Raw genomic sequence first — 15433 nt, 5'->3', positions numbered from 1 at the left:
CTCATAGGTTGTGGAAAATCGGGCTTGCATCCCGTTATAAATTCTGTTATCTTGATATTAACAAAATGTAATTATCAATTAGTTAATAAGTAATTTGTTTTGCAGGATACAGAGGAAGCGGAGGGATGAGCATGAAGAAGGCACCCGGCAACTGGAGCGGGTTTGAACTCGCCTGGCTGGTGATATTTACGCTGATCGCGGTTGTTTTTACGGTGATGTCCAAGGATTCGCTCTTCGGGTTCACGGTCTTCATCACCGGGGTACTATGCGTGGTGCTGACGGCGAAGGGGAAGCTGGCGAGCTATGGATTCGGGATGTATAATACGTTCGGATATGCTTATTTGGCCTATATCAACGGATTATTCGGCGAGGTTATGCTGAATCTGTTATTCTTTGTGCCCATGAATATTGTAGGCTTTTATATGTGGAAAAGAAACATGCACGGCGGCAAGCTGTCCATACGCCAAATGGAAACGAGGGGCATCCTGCTCACCGTTGCAGTCTGTGTGGCGGGAGCGCTGCTGCTGGGCTTCGGCTTATCGTTCATTCCCGCGCAGAATTCACCTTACATCGACGCCCTGACTACCGTGTTATCGGTAGTGGCAACGATTCTGATGGTGCGTCGTTTCAAGGAGCAGTGGCTGGTCTATATTGTGCTGAATATGTTCACCGTGCTGCTCTGGGTGATCCGGACGCTGGAAGGCAGCGGGGAGGGTCTGCTGATGATTGTCATGTGGAGCGCCTATCTGATCAATGCGGTCTACGGCTACTACAACTGGAACAAAGGGGCTAGGGAGGCGCTGTCATGAAAACACTTGGATTAACACTCGGGAAGTTCGCCCCGCTGCATAAAGGGCACCAGTTCATGTTCGAGACGGCGCTGCGGGAGGTTGACGAGCTGATTGTGGTGATCTATGAGACCAAGGTCTCTCCGGTACCGCTGCAGATCCGGGCGAACTGGATTCTCAGGCTCTATCCTGCGGTCCGGGTCATCGAGGCCTGGGATGGCCCGGGTGGATACTCGGATGACAGGGAGCATGAGATCCGGGAGGAGCAGTATATTCTCGGGCTGCTGAAGGGCGAGCAGGTGACCCATTTTTATTCGAGTGAATTCTATGGAGAGCATATGAGTCTGGCGCTGGGTGCTATTGACCGGCGGGTGGATGAGGCGAGGGTGCAGGTTCCGGTATCGGCCACGATGGTCCGCTCGGACCCTTACCAATACCGGGGTTATGTCAGCGGGCTAGTGTACCGCGATCTAATTACCAAGGTCGTATTTGTAGGGGCGATGTCTACCGGCAAGTCTACGATCACCGAAGCGCTTGCCCGAAGGTACGGCACCGTATTCGCCAGCGAATACGGGCGGGACTACTGGACGGAGCATCAGGTGGACCGCCGGATTGGGCTGGAGGCTTTTGACGAGATCGCGGTGGGGCATCTAGAGCAGGAAGAGCGGGCACTGCTTGACGCCAATAGGTATTTATTCGTCGATACGAATGCGATTACCACCTATATGTATGCGCTGGATTACCATGGGAAGGCACCTGAGCTGCTGACCCGGCTGGCCCTGGAGAACGCGCAGCGCTATGACATGTTCTTCCTGTGCGACGATGATATTCCGTATGACGATACGTGGGACCGCAGCGGGGATCAGAAGCGGCATGTGTTCCACCAGCAGATTATCGCAGATCTGAAGGAGAGGCGGATTCCCTATATAACCCTTAGGGGCACGCTTAAGGAACGTATAAGCAAGGTAGACAGTGTACTGGCAAAATTCAAGCCGTACGGGAATTATTTCGGAGAGCTGGAGCATTGAACCAGAGACATAAGGAGGCGGAGAATGTGGAATTGAGAGATGCTAACGGACTTACAGAGCGTGAATTCCTGGAGCAGTACCGGGCCGGGGACTATGAACGGCCTTCCGTGGCGGCGGATATGGTGATCTTCACCGCCACGGATACAGCGGCAGACTATGAACCCGGGGCTACGGCGAAGGAGCTGCACCTCCTGCTGATCCGCAGAGGCGGGCATCCTTGCTTGGGAAAGTGGGCGCTGCCGGGCGGCTTCGTCCAGCCGGACGAGACCACGGATCAGGCGGCCGCACGCGAGCTGGAGGAGGAGACCGGTGTTACAGGTGTATATCTGGAGCAGCTTCGCACCTTCTCTGACCCCGGGCGCGATCCCCGTACCTGGGTGATCAGCAGCAGCTATATGGCGCTGGTCAACAGCCGCCGTATCCAATTAGAGGCAGGGGATGATGCCGAGGCTGCGGCCTGGTTCAAGGTACGCTACCAGCTCCGGCAGGAGCACAAAGAGCTGCTGGAGCAAGGCTGCATCCGCACATGTACCTATGAGCTTCGGCTGGAAGCGGGCGGGCAGGAGCTGGCAGCAGTGATCGAACAGACGGTGACGGTGACACCGTCGGCCAGATCGGTGCAATATGCCGTCTTGTCCAATGACGGACTGGCTTTTGATCACGCCAAGATCATTGCCTATGCCATTGAACGGCTGCGTCAGGAGACGGAAAGAACCGGAATCGCGCTGCTCTTAATGCCTGAGCAATTCACCCTGGCCGAGTTGCAGCAGGTCTACGAGGTGATTCTTGGCCAGGAGTTGCCGAAGGCGGTCTTCCTGGACAAGGTGGCTGCGCTTATAACCGCGACCAACCTGTACACAGAGCATACGGAACACACACCCTCCCGCCGCTTGTACCAGCGGAACTGGGGAGAAGCCTAAGTCCAATATTGGAGATAGAATTATATATTGATTTCTACTGCGAACAGCAGTTTAAATCAAGAAATCTGGGGACAACAGCGGCCGGAAGCCCAAAACTTCTCTGGAGTCACGGCGATCCCATACTGATAAACTACAGGAGGAACCATCAATGAACGCAGGAAGAGCAATATTAAGAACAATGGAATTCAGCCACGAGCTGGATGTGCTGCACAACTACATTACACAATCCAAGATGCCGGTGCGCAAAAGCGACTCCTTCGATAAGCAGGTCATGCTGCTCGAAGAAGCCCAGGGTGAGAGCGCGTTTCAATCCACCTACAAAAAGATGAAGAAGGTCAACATCCTGTCCGGTCTGTTCGCCCTGCCGGTGCTGCTGGTGGTTGCCATCGCCGCGATCTACGGCAGGTATATTAACCGGGGTTATGATGTGTTCGGCTATTTCGTGGATCATCCGGTGCTGTATATCGTACCTGCCGCGCTGATCGTGGTGACGCTGGTGCTGGCCTTGTACCATTCGGTACTGCGGCGGAAGCTGTACGGCCAAATCTACCCGGAGCTGAAAAGAAAGCTGGGGATGCATGCCGCCTGAGCATAAACGGCCTAATTCTTGTTTTCATCCGGATAAAAAATCTTGTGTTACCGAACATAAATAGAGAAGCATTTCCTCAACGTACGGAAGAGATGCTTCTCTATTTGTTGTGACTACATCTTTTTAAATATTACGGTTTGCCCGCATACTCATGCGCTGCGGAAGCTTCCTGAATGGCCTGGAAGGCCCAATGTGCAGCCGGCACATCACTCCAGGAAGACTTGCTCCAGCTCTCGCTGTTCCGCTGCAGAATAGTATTGATGATCGTAACGGCTTCCGCACGTGTCAGCGGCTGGTTTGGACGGAAGGTACCGTCAGGGTAACCGGTTATGAGCTTCTTCTGCAGAAGCGCTCCGATCTCCGTACCCGCCCAGTGCGTAGCCGTATCTGCGAAGGTTGAACCATCGCCGGCCGGCAGGTTCAGCCAGCGGCTGGCAATAGCGGCAAATTCGGCTCTGCTGACAGCAGCCTCTGACTTGAAGGTTCCATCCGGGTAACCTTGGATCAGACCGGCCGCTGCTGCGTATTGCACCGCCGCATCAGACCAGCGTCTGCCGGTAATATCGGCCAGTGCCGCAGCAGCAGGGGCCTTCGGAGCCGCCCCTTCCGCCTTCAGCCGCTGAAGGATTGCGGCCAGCTCTCCACGGGTAATTTCCCGTTCAGGCCGGAACGTCCCGTCCGGATAGCCCAGAATATAGGCATCATGCCGGGCAGCGGCCCCGAGGCCTTCCAGCTTGAGAATCGTAAACGTACTGAATTTGTTGATGCCGAAGGACAGGCCGGATAATCCCTGCTTGTACTGGACGAAATCAGGTCTGATCAATTCGCGGTCGCCGTCGCTATGCTCGATGAAGACAGCCAGCTTAGCCAGGAAGGCCGTCCGCTCTCTACCGTCTGCAGGCAGCTGAACCCCCTTAAGCGGCAGCGTGATTTCAACAGCCCGGCTGCTCAGATTAGTCTCGATGGTCATCGGGCGTGCGACAACCTGAACCTCCTCGCCGCTCACGGCTTCCCTGACCACACGTTCCACTCTGGCCCGCTCCTCAACTTCAGCGCGCTGTGCCGCATCCTTGATCGGCACAAGCCGGAAGTACAGGTCCTCCGTGATCCCGGATAACGATGCATTGGGAATCGTAATTGCCGCATTATCCGAGTAAATCTCCAGCTCCAGACCGCCCTTGAATAGTACATCCAGAGCCGCTGCCGGAATCTGCAGCCTCAGCTCGGACACCTTATCCTCGGCGTCCGGGATGACGATTCTTGCCGCATTCCGTCCGGCAGCCTTGGCGCCCGCCACACTTGCGGCGGCCTGCTGCGCATCAAAGGTCACCTGGTCGGTAATGCGTCCGGCAGCATCTCTGGTCCGCCGCACCGCCGCGCCGGAGATCGTAGTGCCGTCTCCATTGTCGACGATAACCGTCAGCAGCTCACTTCCGCCTGGGCTTACTGCACCTGCGTCCGGTGCGCTTGAAGGTTGAGGTGTAGCCGTAGGCACACTCGTAGGTTGAGGTGTTGCTGTAGGCGTACTGGCAGGTTCAGGTGAAGCAGTTGGCGTGGCAGTAGGTGCAGTTGTAGCTTCTGGTGCAGTTGTAGGTTTAACTTCTGGCTGCGTAACCGTGAATGCCATCTCCAGTTCATTAGAGACGACATTCGCCAGCCCGGATGGAGGGCGGTTGCCCTCAGACGCTAATACCGCAGTCGTGCAGGCAAGCAGGATGAGGAACAGGGAGACGGTATAGAGTACAATCCTTGCTTTTTTCATGATCACCATTCCAATCCTGTGTCATTCCATTCGTTAGGGAATCATGGTCGTGTTGTAGGTTACCTTCACTTCATCGCTGAACGTATAGACGGTTTCTTCGCCGTCCTGGTCGAACTTCGCTGTCATCTGTGAATTAGGTGTCAGAGAATACGTAGGGTAGTTCAGCCGGAATACCTCTAAGGAATCGCCTGCTGCCAATTCTACCGGAATCGTGAAGGTGTGGGCGGCTGCATCATAATATTCTGCCAGCAGCGGGATGCCTTTTTTATCGGTATACAGGAATCCATCATACTGGCCATCGCTGAAATTCGGAGTCATTTCACCGATATTAATAACGAACGTACCCGTTGAAGCGGCTGTTGCCGGCGCTGAACTCAGGTACATGATCATATCTCTATGCTGATAAGGATTCGGCTCTTGCAGATTTCCGCTAAAGGTTGTCTTCTGCGCCGGCTTCACCTCTTTAACAGCGAGCAGCTTGGCTGTAAACGGAGCGTTCTGCGGGGATACAGCCTTGAAGGTAATATCGAATTCATTGGAATCCGCAGCATCGCCGACATTGACTTCGAGGCCTTTATCAATGTAGTAATAGGTATAGTTGCCTTCCACAAAAGATTCTGGGCGGTTGTCCAGCTCTACGGCACCCGCAGCGGCGGTTGGAATCTCCAGCAGTACGCTGACCTTCAGATTGTCGTCATTCTCCGCGCCAGGACTGATGAAGTATTCAATCTCCTTGGAAGTATCCTTGGTCAGATCATAGGCCTTCTTGTCCAGCTTCAGAGCTGAAGAATCCCAGGATAGAACAACGGTATCCTCGGCATTTACTGCCGTTACGTTGAATTCTGCCTCAAGCTCATTACCGATCCTGTTGTCCAGCAGACTGCCGGGTCCGGCATAAGCGGATGGAACTGCGCCAAGCACCAGACAAGCGGATACAGCCGCGCTGATGTACAGCTTCTTGCGTGTTTTCTTCAGTTCTTGCATTTTCGCAACTCCCCTTTTTGTACATGAATAGAATGAACCGGGTTCGCAGTGAAATGACATCATTCGACGCGATTCCCTATATTTCGATATAATTCATTGTATCATTGGGCAAAAAAAGCCCGTAACGCCTATCTTTTATAGGACCTACGGGCAGAGGAATTCGTTATATGGAGGAGCGCTTTATTTTTCGGAGATACAGGTAAAAGCAGGTGCCCTGCCCCGGTTCACTCTCTACACGGATGGAGCCGTCAAGCTTCATCATCACATTCTTGCAGTAATACAGGCCCAGACCATAATGAGCGGTCATCTTCTTGGTGGAGTAGAAGGGATCGAAGATATACGGGAGTGCCGTCTGCGGAATCCCTTTGCCGCTATCCTGAATGGAGATGACCGCTTCCCGGGAGGTCTCCGACAACCGGACGGTAATCGCTCCTTGATGCTCTATGGCCTCGGCCGCATTGTTCAGCAGATTGGTCAGCATCTCCTTCAGATGAAGGGGATCGAAGTATACGTCCTGGACGGGATGCAGGGAATGATGGAGGTGAATCTCCGGCGGAGCTACCCTTGCAAAGGCTGCAAGACAAGATTCTAATACAGGCGCAGGATTCATTGTCTGAGCCTGAATGTCAATGGCTTGTACGGACTCGTTGATCTTGCCCATCATATTTTGCACATGGCCGATGGATTCGGCAGCCGAAGCGACCATTCCGAGAGTTTCCCGGTGGCCGCCGCCAGTCTGCTCACCGCTCTGAAGCTCCCGCCGGATCTGATGGAGCAGGATGTCTATTTTGCCGATCTCATTCTTAATGGTATGGTTCAGCAGATGGGAGCCTCCCTTCAAGGTGTGCAGGGACGCGTCTATCTTCAGCATCTCCACCTTGAACCGGACTCCAAGGATGCCCCTTGTCAGACCGATCAGCAGGAACACGGACAGGAAGCCTATGCTAACGAGGTGGTTGAATTGAAACAGGTCAATCCCCCGCATATAAAAGGCATAGCTCACTATAATATACATCATCACCGGCAGCGCCAGCATGTTCGTCAGCATCCGCTCGCGGCGCTTGAACGGGTGCTTCTCACGGAGATTCGCCAGAATAAGCAGCACGGCGCTGATTCCTAACGCACAGCCGATGAACAGCAGCATAGGCAATTCATTTCTGCCGCTGTAATTGATGAGCCGGCCGGGCGTGAGCGGGGTAGCAGCAATTCCCGCTAACGCCGCAATGATAAGAATAAAGCCGTACATCCGCCGCTGCCGCCTGTGCAGCAAATCCGAATATACAGCACCAAACATGCCGAACGTATAGGCAATTGTAGCATCGGAAACGGCATATAGTGTATTAATCCATACATCGTACTTGGTCTGCGGATAGGCTGCGCTAAGCAGATAGGTGATAATGCTGCTGCTGGACGCAAACAGAGCAATACTGAACCAGCGGAACGAGGCGTTGCCCGAATTGAGCCAGAGAACCACCGAAGCTACTAACAGAGTTATGAACAAGGCGGGGATCATAGCTCAAGCTCTCTGTCGGTTAATCCTCTGCTCTTGATAGCCCGGACGACCTCCTTCAGGGATTTGGAGTTGAATTTGCGGAGTATACTGGTAATTTGATTCTTCAGCGTCCCTTCCGATTTGCGGAGCGAGCGCATCATGGCCTGTCTGCCGTTGCCTGCTTCGCTAAGCGAGATAATTTCCTTCTCGGCTAACGTCAGGCGGTTATATTGTTCGGCTTCTTTGAGCCGCAGGAATTCCCTGACCAGAACAGACTGGGGAGAACGGGAGCGCATCGCTTCCCGGATCGTGCCCGGGATGAGGCGGAAATCCGATTTACTTACATATTGAATGGCACCGGCCGTAAAAGCATCCAGAATCGTCCGCTCATCCGCAAGGGAGGTGAGTACAATCACCCGGGCCTCGTTGCCCGTCAGGCTCAGCTCCAGCGTAGCCTGGAGGCCGTCCAGATGATGCTCCGTCAGGTTGAGATCCATCAGCACCACATCTACTGTATGGCTTGTACAAAAGGCGAGCGCCTCTTCTTTGGTAGCTGTAGTGTGAATAACCTGCAGACCGGGTTCGCTATTCAGGAACCGGGCGAGCATGCTTCTCCATACCGCATCATCTTCAACAATCAGAATTTGGATCTCCATAGACTTCTCCTTTGAGCAGAAGATTAGCGGTACCTCTTCATTCTACTACGGATAGAGAAGGAACGTAACAGTGAATTGAGTGGATTTGTCTATTAAAATAATCACAAAAACCGCTTGAGATGAAGATTTCTATGAAGTCGCAGACGGGGTAATCAGACGCTCCGGATTGGCAATGCGCATCGTGACTTTGGCGCCGCCGGAGATGGAGTCGTTGCTGAGGCTCAGCGAGCCTCCGTGCTGCTCGGCCACAGAGCGTGCAATATAGAGCCCCATTCCGTGATGATTCCCGGAGCTGCGGCTCGGGTCGCCCCGGTAGAACTGGCTGGTGGCCTCCCGGAGGTCGGCCGCCGAGAAGCCGCTGCCGGTGTCGGTAACCGTGAACTGAACCGCATCCGGCCCGCTCTGGACAAGCAGGGCAATGCTGCCCCCGGGCGGGGTATGCTCGGCGGCATTGGTAATCACGTTCATCATGCCCCGCAGCAGCAGCTCCTTGTGAATGAACAGGTATTCCGGCAGCTTCTCCTGCCGGATAGAGGTCTTCAGGTTCCTGCCTGCCTTGAGGGCATTCATCTGCAGCTCCAGCTCAGCTATGATCTCTGCTGCCGGGACCAGCACCTTCTGGCGGGAGGAGCCGGCCTGCTGGTTGGACAGATCAATGACTTCCTGCACGAAGGCTTCAATGTCTTCAGCGCTGCGGCGGATATAGCCGCTGTATTCACGCTGCGGCTCCGTCTCTACAATCTCCTGCAGCAGCTCGGCGTTGCCCCGGATAATGGTCAGCGGCGTCTTGATGTCGTGGGCCAGCGCGGAGATCTGCTCTCTGCGGGAGCGCTCCAGCTCCCACTGCTTCTCCAGTGAAGTCTGCAGGGCATCCTTCATCCGGTCCAGCGAGCCCAGTACCTCATCAATCTCCACAATGCCGCTGGGATGGACGGCGAACTCCAGATTCTCGCGCCGGATGTTCTCGGTCGCTTCCTGCAGTCCGGCCATCCGCTCCGAGAGCTTCCGGCCGAACCGGGCCGCGAGCAGGGCGGCCATCACGAGGAATCCGAGCACGAAGAGCAAGGGGCCCAGGAGCTGGGGATTCGGCAGCGCGCTGCGCAGCACTGGAGAAGCATACTGCGGTGTCAGGACATAGCGGAAGATCCATAGCTCCTGCCCATGCTCGGCGGTGGTATAGTAGTAGGCGCTTCTGTTGTTCCCCTCCCGGATTATTCTCCAGGCTTGCTCCGCCTCCTTAGCCGTCAGGTTGCCGGCCAGCGGCTTCCCGTCCAAGGTGAATACGGTGTAGTTCAGCCGGTCGGGGACCCGGGGAACCGTATCTGTTACATCAGCAGCTAACTGCTGCTTGAACTGGGCAATTGCCTTCTCCTCATAGTTGGCAGGCAGCAGCGCCCCCCGGGCGAACGCCAGCGCGAATACACCGAGCAGTCCTCCCAGCAGCAGAATGGTGCCCAGACTAAGCAGCAGCAGGTATTTTAGGAAAAAAGTACGCAGTCGCACGGCTTTACGTTGTTTCACAGCTTCCACTTGTATCCGATCCCCCAGATGGTTTCTATGGCCTCCAGCCCGTGCCGGGCCAGCTTAGCGCGGATATTTTTGATATGCTCGGTAATCGCACTGCTGTCACTGTCCCCGTCCATCCCGAAGACCCCTTCATAGATATGGTCCTTGGAGAAGACCTGTCCGCGGTGGCGGGCCAGGAATTCGCAGATTTCATATTCGCTTTTGGTCAGCGGAACCTTATTCTCGCGTATATACAGCTCCTTACCGGAGAGGTTCAGGCGCACGGGATCCAGGTACAGCATATTGCGCCGCTCCCGGCCTTCCCGCCGGAGATGGGCCTGAATCCGCGCGCGCAGCGCGCCGATGCCGAAGGGCTTCGTAATATAGTCATCCGCCCCCAGTCCGAGTCCGTACATCAGGTCACTTTCCAGCGTCTTTGCCGTCAAAAAAAGAATGGGACAATCCACCGCCGTGCGGATCTCCCGGCAGAGCGTGAAGCCATCCACTCCCGGCATCATCACATCCAGCAGAATCAAATTATATGCCCCCAGATCGGTGCTGTGCACCTCCGCCGGATTGGAAATGGTGGTCACCAGATGCTGGTCTGTGCTCAGCGCGTTATGAATCAGGGAGAGGATAGCGGGTTCGTCGTCTACCACAAGTATTTTGGCCATAGTCATTGTTTCCTTCATTTACAGATTAGGAGGCTAGTTATCCGCAGAGCGGCCCTCCCATTTGTTGAACCATAACATACTGAGGAGGCCAGCGGCTATTGTTGCTCCTGTACAGATGGATATGCCGCTGGCCAGTCCCGTTTCAGCCCGGGGCAGCCGGAGTCCCGAATGCTGAATTTCCAGCAGGGAGAGGAAACGTCCGCCCCAGGCGAAGGGGATATACGGCCACAGGATATCGCCAAGACCAGTCAGCATCAGGGCGGCGAGCAGGCTCCCCGTGATTCCTATGCCGATGGAGACGCCCCGGCCGAACCGCAGGCTGACAGCGAAGTGAACCAGATAGAGCAGGATGTTGCTTGCGAACAGGATCACGGCCCCGGTCAGATAAAAGAGTATGCCGTGCCGGTCCTGCCCCAGCATTCCGGCAAAGCCCAGGCTGAACAGGACAAAGATCAGCAGGACAGCCCCCAGGCTGGAGCCCAGCAGGAGCAGCAGCTTGCTTGCATAGGTGGTGCTTCTTGCCGCAGGCAAGGCCAGCATTCCCTGGAATCCTCCGGCGGCGGCCTCCTGCTCTGCTGCCATCGCACAGAGCAGCCCGATGAGGGTAGGAAACGCACAGGCGACCGCCTGTATGAACGCCATCACCTTAACCCCTTCGCTGGCAGAGGAAATGGAATAGTAAGCCATGAATAGGGCAGCCCCGATCAGCGGAGTCAGCAGATGGGTCAGGAGAAACGGGGTGCGCCGTGTTTTGAGCAGATCAGCTCTGAGCAGACCCGGCAATGTACTCATGCTACTTCGCCTCCTGTTTACGGAACCATAGGGTGGTCAGCAGGAACAGGAGCGCGAACCATCCAAGGGAGACCAGGGTACCCGGAAGAATCATATCCGTGCTGCGCAGCGGGCTGTCTGCCGGGACCGGCAGGCCATTCGGCAGGATGGACAGCACCGGACACATGAGCCTGAAGGTAATGGTATACGGAATGTAATCCCACAAGCCGCCCCTGTCAAATTCGACTACACCCAGTACGGTGCCGAACAGGTTCAGCAGAATCGCTGCGAATAAGCCGAATCGGGCAGCCAGGAACAGGCACAGCGGAATCTGCCACAGGAAGGTGAGGAAGATCAGCACGCTGCCCGCCAGGCCGTTCCACAGTGGAATGGACTGGCCGAACAGCAGGCCCCCGGCGGTCACGCCGATCAGGAACACAGCTAGAGTTGTGAGCAGCCAGCCGGTGCAGGCAAGGATTTTGCTGGTCCAGAGCGTACCCGGTGTAAAGGGCAGGGCCAGCAGGCTGCGGTATTTCAGCTTGGCATCCTTGAGCAGCGCCAGCGAACAGGCCAGGCTCAGCGCACCGGGCAGGAACAGGGTGTACCACCAGTTGTAGGAGCCGCTCTGGAACAGGCTGCCGCCCATGAGCACCGCACACAGCAGAAGCGCAACCGCCGGGGCAAGCCAAGTCAGCTTGGGAATGAAGGTCCGCCGCCATTTCAGGCGTTCGGCCTGTATGACATTAAGCATGAACCGCACCGTCCCTCCGGTGGGCCGCAGCAACCTGCATGAACAACGCCTCCAGGTCCTGGCCCGGGGAGATTGGATCCTGATAGCCCAGTACGCCGCCCGCAATGATGCCAATATGGTCGGCTGTCTGCTCCACCTCGGAGAGCAGGTGGCTGGACAGGATGACGGTGATTCCCTGCTGCGGGAAGGAGCGGATCAGCTCCCGCAGCTCCTGAATCCCGATCGGGTCCAGCCCGTTCGTCGGCTCGTCCAGAATCAGCAGCTCCGGCTGGTTGAGGAGCGCAATGGCGATGCCGAGCCGCTGCTTCATCCCCATGGAGAATTGTCCGGCCCGCTTCTTCCGGGTTGCGGTCAGATCGACAACGGCAAGCACCTCTTCGATACGCGACTGCGGCAGTCCGAGGGCCAGCGTGCGTACCTTCAGATTCTCCCGGGCGGTCAGATTATCGTACAGCGGAGGTGCTTCAATTAATACGCCGATCCGGCTTAAGTCCTTCCGGGTCCATTCCTGGCCCTGGAAGCGGATTGTCCCGGAATCGGGCCGCAGCATGCCGGTAATCATTTTGAGCAGGGTCGATTTGCCTGCACCGTTCGGACCGAGCAGCCCGTAGACCGAATTACGTGCAACAGTTAACGATACGTTGTTTACGGCTGTCTGGCGTTTGAAGCTTTTACATAGATCCTGTATTTCCAGAATATGTTCCTGCATAGTATATCATCCTTTCTCTCCCTCTACTCTAAGGGCAGATTCTAAGGATTCTGTAAGGATGACATGGCAGAGCCCCTGCCTGGTTGAACAGGAGGGGCTCTGTGTTGACTTTGCAGCAGCCGGCGGGAAGGATTAACGACGCCGGAAGGCGCCGCCGCGGGCCAGGGCAAAGAAGATCAATAGCGCAACGATGGAGCCGATAATGGCCGGAGCAATGTGGAAGCCACCTACTACAGGGCCTCTTGGACCAAGCAGCTCGGAGCCCAGCCAGGAACCGATGAACCCGGCGATTACATTGCCCAGTACGCCTCCCGGAACATCACGCCCGATTAGATTGCCGCTTAGCCAGCCGATGAGTCCCCCTACGATGATTACCCAGAGCAGATACATTGATTTGTCCCCTTTCTAGTTGGTTTATTCAAGGTATGTTGGAAAATGCGATAGGTGAACCGCCTGCCGAAGGTTTATTTTTGGAAAGGATATAGCTAGCGGTCCGGCAACAGCAAAGGCTCCGGGTACACCAGGGTGCGTGGACCGAATGTATGCGAGAAACCGAACACAATGGGCTGGCGACGGGTTCACGGGCAGTGATAACAGGTGATCTGCGCTGCGGGGAGATTAACGTCCTTTGCCGGTGTTAATATTAAGTATAGGAGGAGGGATCGGATGAACAAAATTCTCGTAATCGATGATGAAGCTGCCCTTAGAGATCTGATCGAACTGGTGCTCCGCAGAGAGAATTATGAGGTGCGGACAGCGGAGAACGGGAGTGCGGGACTAGAGGCCCTGGATGCTTTTCAGCCGGATCTGGTGGTACTGGATCTGATGCTGCCCGATTGCTCAGGCTATGACCTGTGTAAGGAGATCACCAAGCGGCAGGCCGTTCCCGTCATTATGCTGTCGGCCAAGAATGAGATTATCGATAAGGTGCTGGGGCTTGAGCTGGGGGCCGAGGATTACATGACCAAGCCGTTCGATAACCGGGAGCTGCTGGCGCGGATCAAGGTGGTGCTCCGGAGAGCCCAGAACAGCGGTCTGCCCGCAGAAGCTGAAGATACCCGGATCACTCATGAGGAGCTGACCTTCGATCTGGAGACCCGGGTGGTGCAGAAAGGCGGCGTTCCGGTGGCTCTGACAGCCAAGGAATTCCGGATTCTGGAGACCCTGCTGAAGCGCCCGGACAAAATCTATACCCGGGATGAGCTGCTGGAGATTGTCTGGGGCTATGACTTCATGGGCGACAGCCGCAGCGTGGATATGACGATCATGCGCTTAAGAAAGAAGCTGGAGGATGATGCCGAGAATCCGAAATATATCCGCACCGTCTACGGCTTCGGTTATCAGCTGGGAGGTGGCTCCGCCTGAAATACGCGACCCGGCTGGTGCTAATGTATTTGCTATTCTCGGTGCTGTCCTTTGCCGTTATCATTATTTCGATTAATAAGGCGATTGACTATTTCAGCTTCGTAACCATAGAGAAGCAAATGATGGAGAAGGCCGATCTTGGTGAGATGTCCTTCAGGGAGGTGCTCTCCAGGCACGAACAGGAGGTAGATGCGGGGCAGATGGAGGAGGTGGCGAGAAGCGCGCTGGAGACGTTAAAAGCCTCCGTCAAGGAGGTGCGTATCTACGACAGCAGCCAGAAGCTGCTGGGACTCGCCGTTGACGGGATTGTGATCAATAACAAGACCCCCGTCATTTTCCCCGGGAATATCCAGAATGCCCTTAAGGGCAATTATGCGTATACGGTCTCCGAGGATCATCTGCTCTACTTCGCGGTTCCGATCCAAGACAAGTATTATCAGAATAGCTATGTGTACGAGTTCGTGGAGGATGTCTCTTATTTCTATACGATGATGGACCAGATCCGCTATATCCTGTTCGCCGGTGCAGGGGGATTCATTATTCTGATTACGCTCTCCAGTCTGTTCATTGCCCGGAATACGACGAAGCCGATTAAATATCTGCTGGGTGCTACGGAGAGCTTCTCCAAGCAGCAGTTCCGCGAGGTTCACCTGAATCGGAAGGATGAGCTGGGCATGCTGGCTGCGGGCCTGAACCGGATGGGCATTCAGCTCAGCGACTATATCCAGTATCAGAAGCAGTTTGTCTCGAACGTATCCCATGAGCTGAAAACGCCGCTTGCTGCGATCAAGGGGTTCTCTCAATATTTGTACGAAGGTGAGGACGAGGATGAGGAGCTGCAGCGGATCTACTTCCATCTGGTGAATGAATCGGACCGCCTGACCCGGCTGGTCAATGAGCTGCTCATGCTGTCGCGCTTCGATAAGGCAGGGCAGGATGGAATCGATGCCGAGAAGACGGACCTGGCACAGCTGGCCGCAGGGGGAGCCGCTGGATTGAGGGCCAAGGCGGACAGTAAGGGGATAGAGCTTACGATCCGGCAGGGGCCGCCGGCCTTCGTCAATGTCAATCAGGTGCTGATGTCCCATGCCATCGCGAATGTGCTGGACAACGCGATCAAATACTCCGGTCCCGGTACCCGGGTAAGCATTGAAACTTTGGTCCGGGAGCAGGAAGCTGTCGTGCGGATCAGCGATCAGGGCATTGGAATCAGCGCGGATGAGCTTACCCGTGTGCAGGAGCGGTTCTACCGGGCAAGCAATGCAGGCGGGGCAGGCGGAACGGGGCTGGGGCTGTCCATATGTAAGGAGATCGCTGAGAAGTTCGGCGGGCACCTGGATATAGAGAGCCAGCTCGGCGCGGGAACCACGGTCTACATCCGTCTGCCGCTCCTGTGAACAGGCGTTACAAGACTGATACAACTCTGTTATTACACTAA

Annotated in this window: 16 protein-coding genes; 6 read left to right on the top strand and 10 right to left on the bottom strand. The window is 55.5% G+C overall.

The window, feature by feature from the left end:
* Positions 1-125: 125 nt before the first annotated feature.
* The 4 genes from pnuC to J2Z70_RS02320 all read left to right on the top strand — a co-directional run bounded on the left by pnuC (position 126) and on the right by J2Z70_RS02320 (position 3325).
* Positions 126-809 carry a nicotinamide riboside transporter PnuC gene (gene pnuC, locus J2Z70_RS02335; RefSeq protein ID WP_245367908.1) on the top strand — a complete coding sequence of 228 codons (684 nt, stop codon included), beginning with the start codon at positions 126-128 and terminating at the stop codon, positions 807-809.
* Positions 806-1816 (top strand): AAA family ATPase, encoded by a 1011-nt coding sequence (locus J2Z70_RS02330; RefSeq protein WP_209868872.1) that lies wholly within the window; start codon positions 806-808, stop codon positions 1814-1816. Before pnuC ends, J2Z70_RS02330 begins: the two co-directional genes overlap by 4 nt.
* Before the next feature lie 26 nt (positions 1817-1842).
* Positions 1843-2736, top strand: a complete 894-nt coding sequence (locus J2Z70_RS02325) for an NUDIX domain-containing protein (protein WP_209868870.1) — start codon at positions 1843-1845, stop codon at positions 2734-2736.
* 148 nt (positions 2737-2884) lie between these two features.
* Positions 2885-3325: a DUF6097 family protein gene (locus tag J2Z70_RS02320; RefSeq protein WP_209868868.1), complete on the top strand. Its 441-nt coding sequence runs from the start codon at positions 2885-2887 to the stop codon at positions 3323-3325.
* 130 nt (positions 3326-3455) lie between these two features.
* Here J2Z70_RS02320 and J2Z70_RS02315 read toward each other — a convergent pair whose 3' ends face one another.
* The 10 genes from J2Z70_RS02315 to J2Z70_RS02270 all read right to left on the bottom strand — a co-directional run bounded on the left by J2Z70_RS02315 (position 3456) and on the right by J2Z70_RS02270 (position 13020).
* Complete coding sequence (locus tag J2Z70_RS02315; protein WP_209868866.1) at positions 3456-5087, bottom strand: S-layer homology domain-containing protein; 1632 nt, start codon at positions 5085-5087, stop codon at positions 3456-3458.
* Between the two features lie 33 nt (positions 5088-5120).
* A complete protein-coding gene (locus J2Z70_RS02310) occupies positions 5121-6071 on the bottom strand; it encodes a hypothetical protein (protein ID WP_209868865.1) in 951 nt (316 codons plus the stop codon).
* A gap of 163 nt (positions 6072-6234) precedes the next feature.
* The gene (locus tag J2Z70_RS02305; RefSeq protein WP_209868864.1) at positions 6235-7584 is read right to left on the bottom strand and encodes a sensor histidine kinase; all 1350 of its coding nucleotides are present in this window, start codon (positions 7582-7584) and stop codon (positions 6235-6237) included.
* A complete protein-coding gene (locus J2Z70_RS02300) occupies positions 7581-8219 on the bottom strand; it encodes a response regulator transcription factor (RefSeq protein ID WP_209868862.1) in 639 nt (212 codons plus the stop codon). Before J2Z70_RS02300 ends, J2Z70_RS02305 begins: the two co-directional genes overlap by 4 nt.
* Before the next feature lie 129 nt (positions 8220-8348).
* Positions 8349-9740 (bottom strand): sensor histidine kinase, encoded by a 1392-nt coding sequence (locus J2Z70_RS33830; protein ID WP_209868860.1) that lies wholly within the window; start codon positions 9738-9740, stop codon positions 8349-8351.
* On the bottom strand, positions 9737-10399 hold the full coding sequence (locus J2Z70_RS02290) for a response regulator transcription factor (protein ID WP_209868858.1): 663 nt from the start codon (positions 10397-10399) through the stop codon (positions 9737-9739). Before J2Z70_RS02290 ends, J2Z70_RS33830 begins: the two co-directional genes overlap by 4 nt.
* A 33-nt stretch (positions 10400-10432) precedes the next feature.
* On the bottom strand, positions 10433-11191 hold the full coding sequence (locus J2Z70_RS02285) for a lantibiotic immunity ABC transporter MutG family permease subunit (RefSeq protein WP_209868856.1): 759 nt from the start codon (positions 11189-11191) through the stop codon (positions 10433-10435).
* Between the two features lies 1 nt (position 11192).
* Positions 11193-11921, bottom strand: coding sequence for a lantibiotic immunity ABC transporter MutE/EpiE family permease subunit (locus J2Z70_RS02280; protein WP_209868854.1), 729 nt, complete (start codon positions 11919-11921; stop codon positions 11193-11195).
* Positions 11914-12630: a lantibiotic protection ABC transporter ATP-binding protein gene (locus tag J2Z70_RS02275; protein ID WP_209868853.1), complete on the bottom strand. Its 717-nt coding sequence runs from the start codon at positions 12628-12630 to the stop codon at positions 11914-11916. The genes J2Z70_RS02280 and J2Z70_RS02275 overlap by 8 nt, the downstream gene beginning before the upstream one ends.
* Positions 12631-12762: 132 nt before the next feature.
* Positions 12763-13020, bottom strand: coding sequence for a GlsB/YeaQ/YmgE family stress response membrane protein (locus J2Z70_RS02270; protein ID WP_209868851.1), 258 nt, complete (start codon positions 13018-13020; stop codon positions 12763-12765).
* A 276-nt stretch (positions 13021-13296) separates the two neighbouring features.
* Between J2Z70_RS02270 and J2Z70_RS02265 the strand changes: the two genes are divergently transcribed.
* A complete protein-coding gene (locus J2Z70_RS02265; RefSeq protein ID WP_209868849.1) occupies positions 13297-13995 on the top strand; it encodes a response regulator transcription factor in 699 nt (232 codons plus the stop codon).
* A 23-nt stretch (positions 13996-14018) separates the two neighbouring features.
* Positions 14019-15392: a sensor histidine kinase gene (locus J2Z70_RS02260; RefSeq protein WP_245367907.1), complete on the top strand. Its 1374-nt coding sequence runs from the start codon at positions 14019-14021 to the stop codon at positions 15390-15392.
* Positions 15393-15433 lie beyond the last annotated feature (41 nt).

The organism is Paenibacillus silagei (assembly GCF_017874735.1).
GTDB classification, from domain to species: Bacteria; Bacillota; Bacilli; order Paenibacillales; family Paenibacillaceae; genus Paenibacillus_AQ; species Paenibacillus_AQ silagei.
This window is presented reverse-complemented; position numbering and strand designations above follow the sequence as displayed.

Coding starts and splice junctions, on each gene's coding strand:
- J2Z70_RS02290 (WP_209868858.1), bottom strand. CDS start 10,399: ATGGCCAAAATACTTGTGGTAGACGACGAACCCGCTATCCTCTCCCTG.
- J2Z70_RS02300 (WP_209868862.1), bottom strand. CDS start 8,219: ATGGAGATCCAAATTCTGATTGTTGAAGATGATGCGGTATGGAGAAGC.
- J2Z70_RS02320 (WP_209868868.1), top strand. CDS start 2,885: ATGAACGCAGGAAGAGCAATATTAAGAACAATGGAATTCAGCCACGAG.
- J2Z70_RS02265 (WP_209868849.1), top strand. CDS start 13,297: ATGAACAAAATTCTCGTAATCGATGATGAAGCTGCCCTTAGAGATCTG.
- J2Z70_RS02310 (WP_209868865.1), bottom strand. CDS start 6,071: ATGCAAGAACTGAAGAAAACACGCAAGAAGCTGTACATCAGCGCGGCT.
- J2Z70_RS02330 (WP_209868872.1), top strand. CDS start 806: ATGAAAACACTTGGATTAACACTCGGGAAGTTCGCCCCGCTGCATAAA.
- J2Z70_RS02270 (WP_209868851.1), bottom strand. CDS start 13,020: ATGTATCTGCTCTGGGTAATCATCGTAGGGGGACTCATCGGCTGGCTA.
- J2Z70_RS02260 (WP_245367907.1), top strand. CDS start 14,019: ATGTATTTGCTATTCTCGGTGCTGTCCTTTGCCGTTATCATTATTTCG.
- pnuC (WP_245367908.1), top strand. CDS start 126: ATGAGCATGAAGAAGGCACCCGGCAACTGGAGCGGGTTTGAACTCGCC.
- J2Z70_RS02285 (WP_209868856.1), bottom strand. CDS start 11,191: ATGAGTACATTGCCGGGTCTGCTCAGAGCTGATCTGCTCAAAACACGG.
- J2Z70_RS02315 (WP_209868866.1), bottom strand. CDS start 5,087: ATGAAAAAAGCAAGGATTGTACTCTATACCGTCTCCCTGTTCCTCATC.
- J2Z70_RS02280 (WP_209868854.1), bottom strand. CDS start 11,921: ATGCTTAATGTCATACAGGCCGAACGCCTGAAATGGCGGCGGACCTTC.
- J2Z70_RS02305 (WP_209868864.1), bottom strand. CDS start 7,584: ATGATCCCCGCCTTGTTCATAACTCTGTTAGTAGCTTCGGTGGTTCTC.
- J2Z70_RS02275 (WP_209868853.1), bottom strand. CDS start 12,630: ATGCAGGAACATATTCTGGAAATACAGGATCTATGTAAAAGCTTCAAA.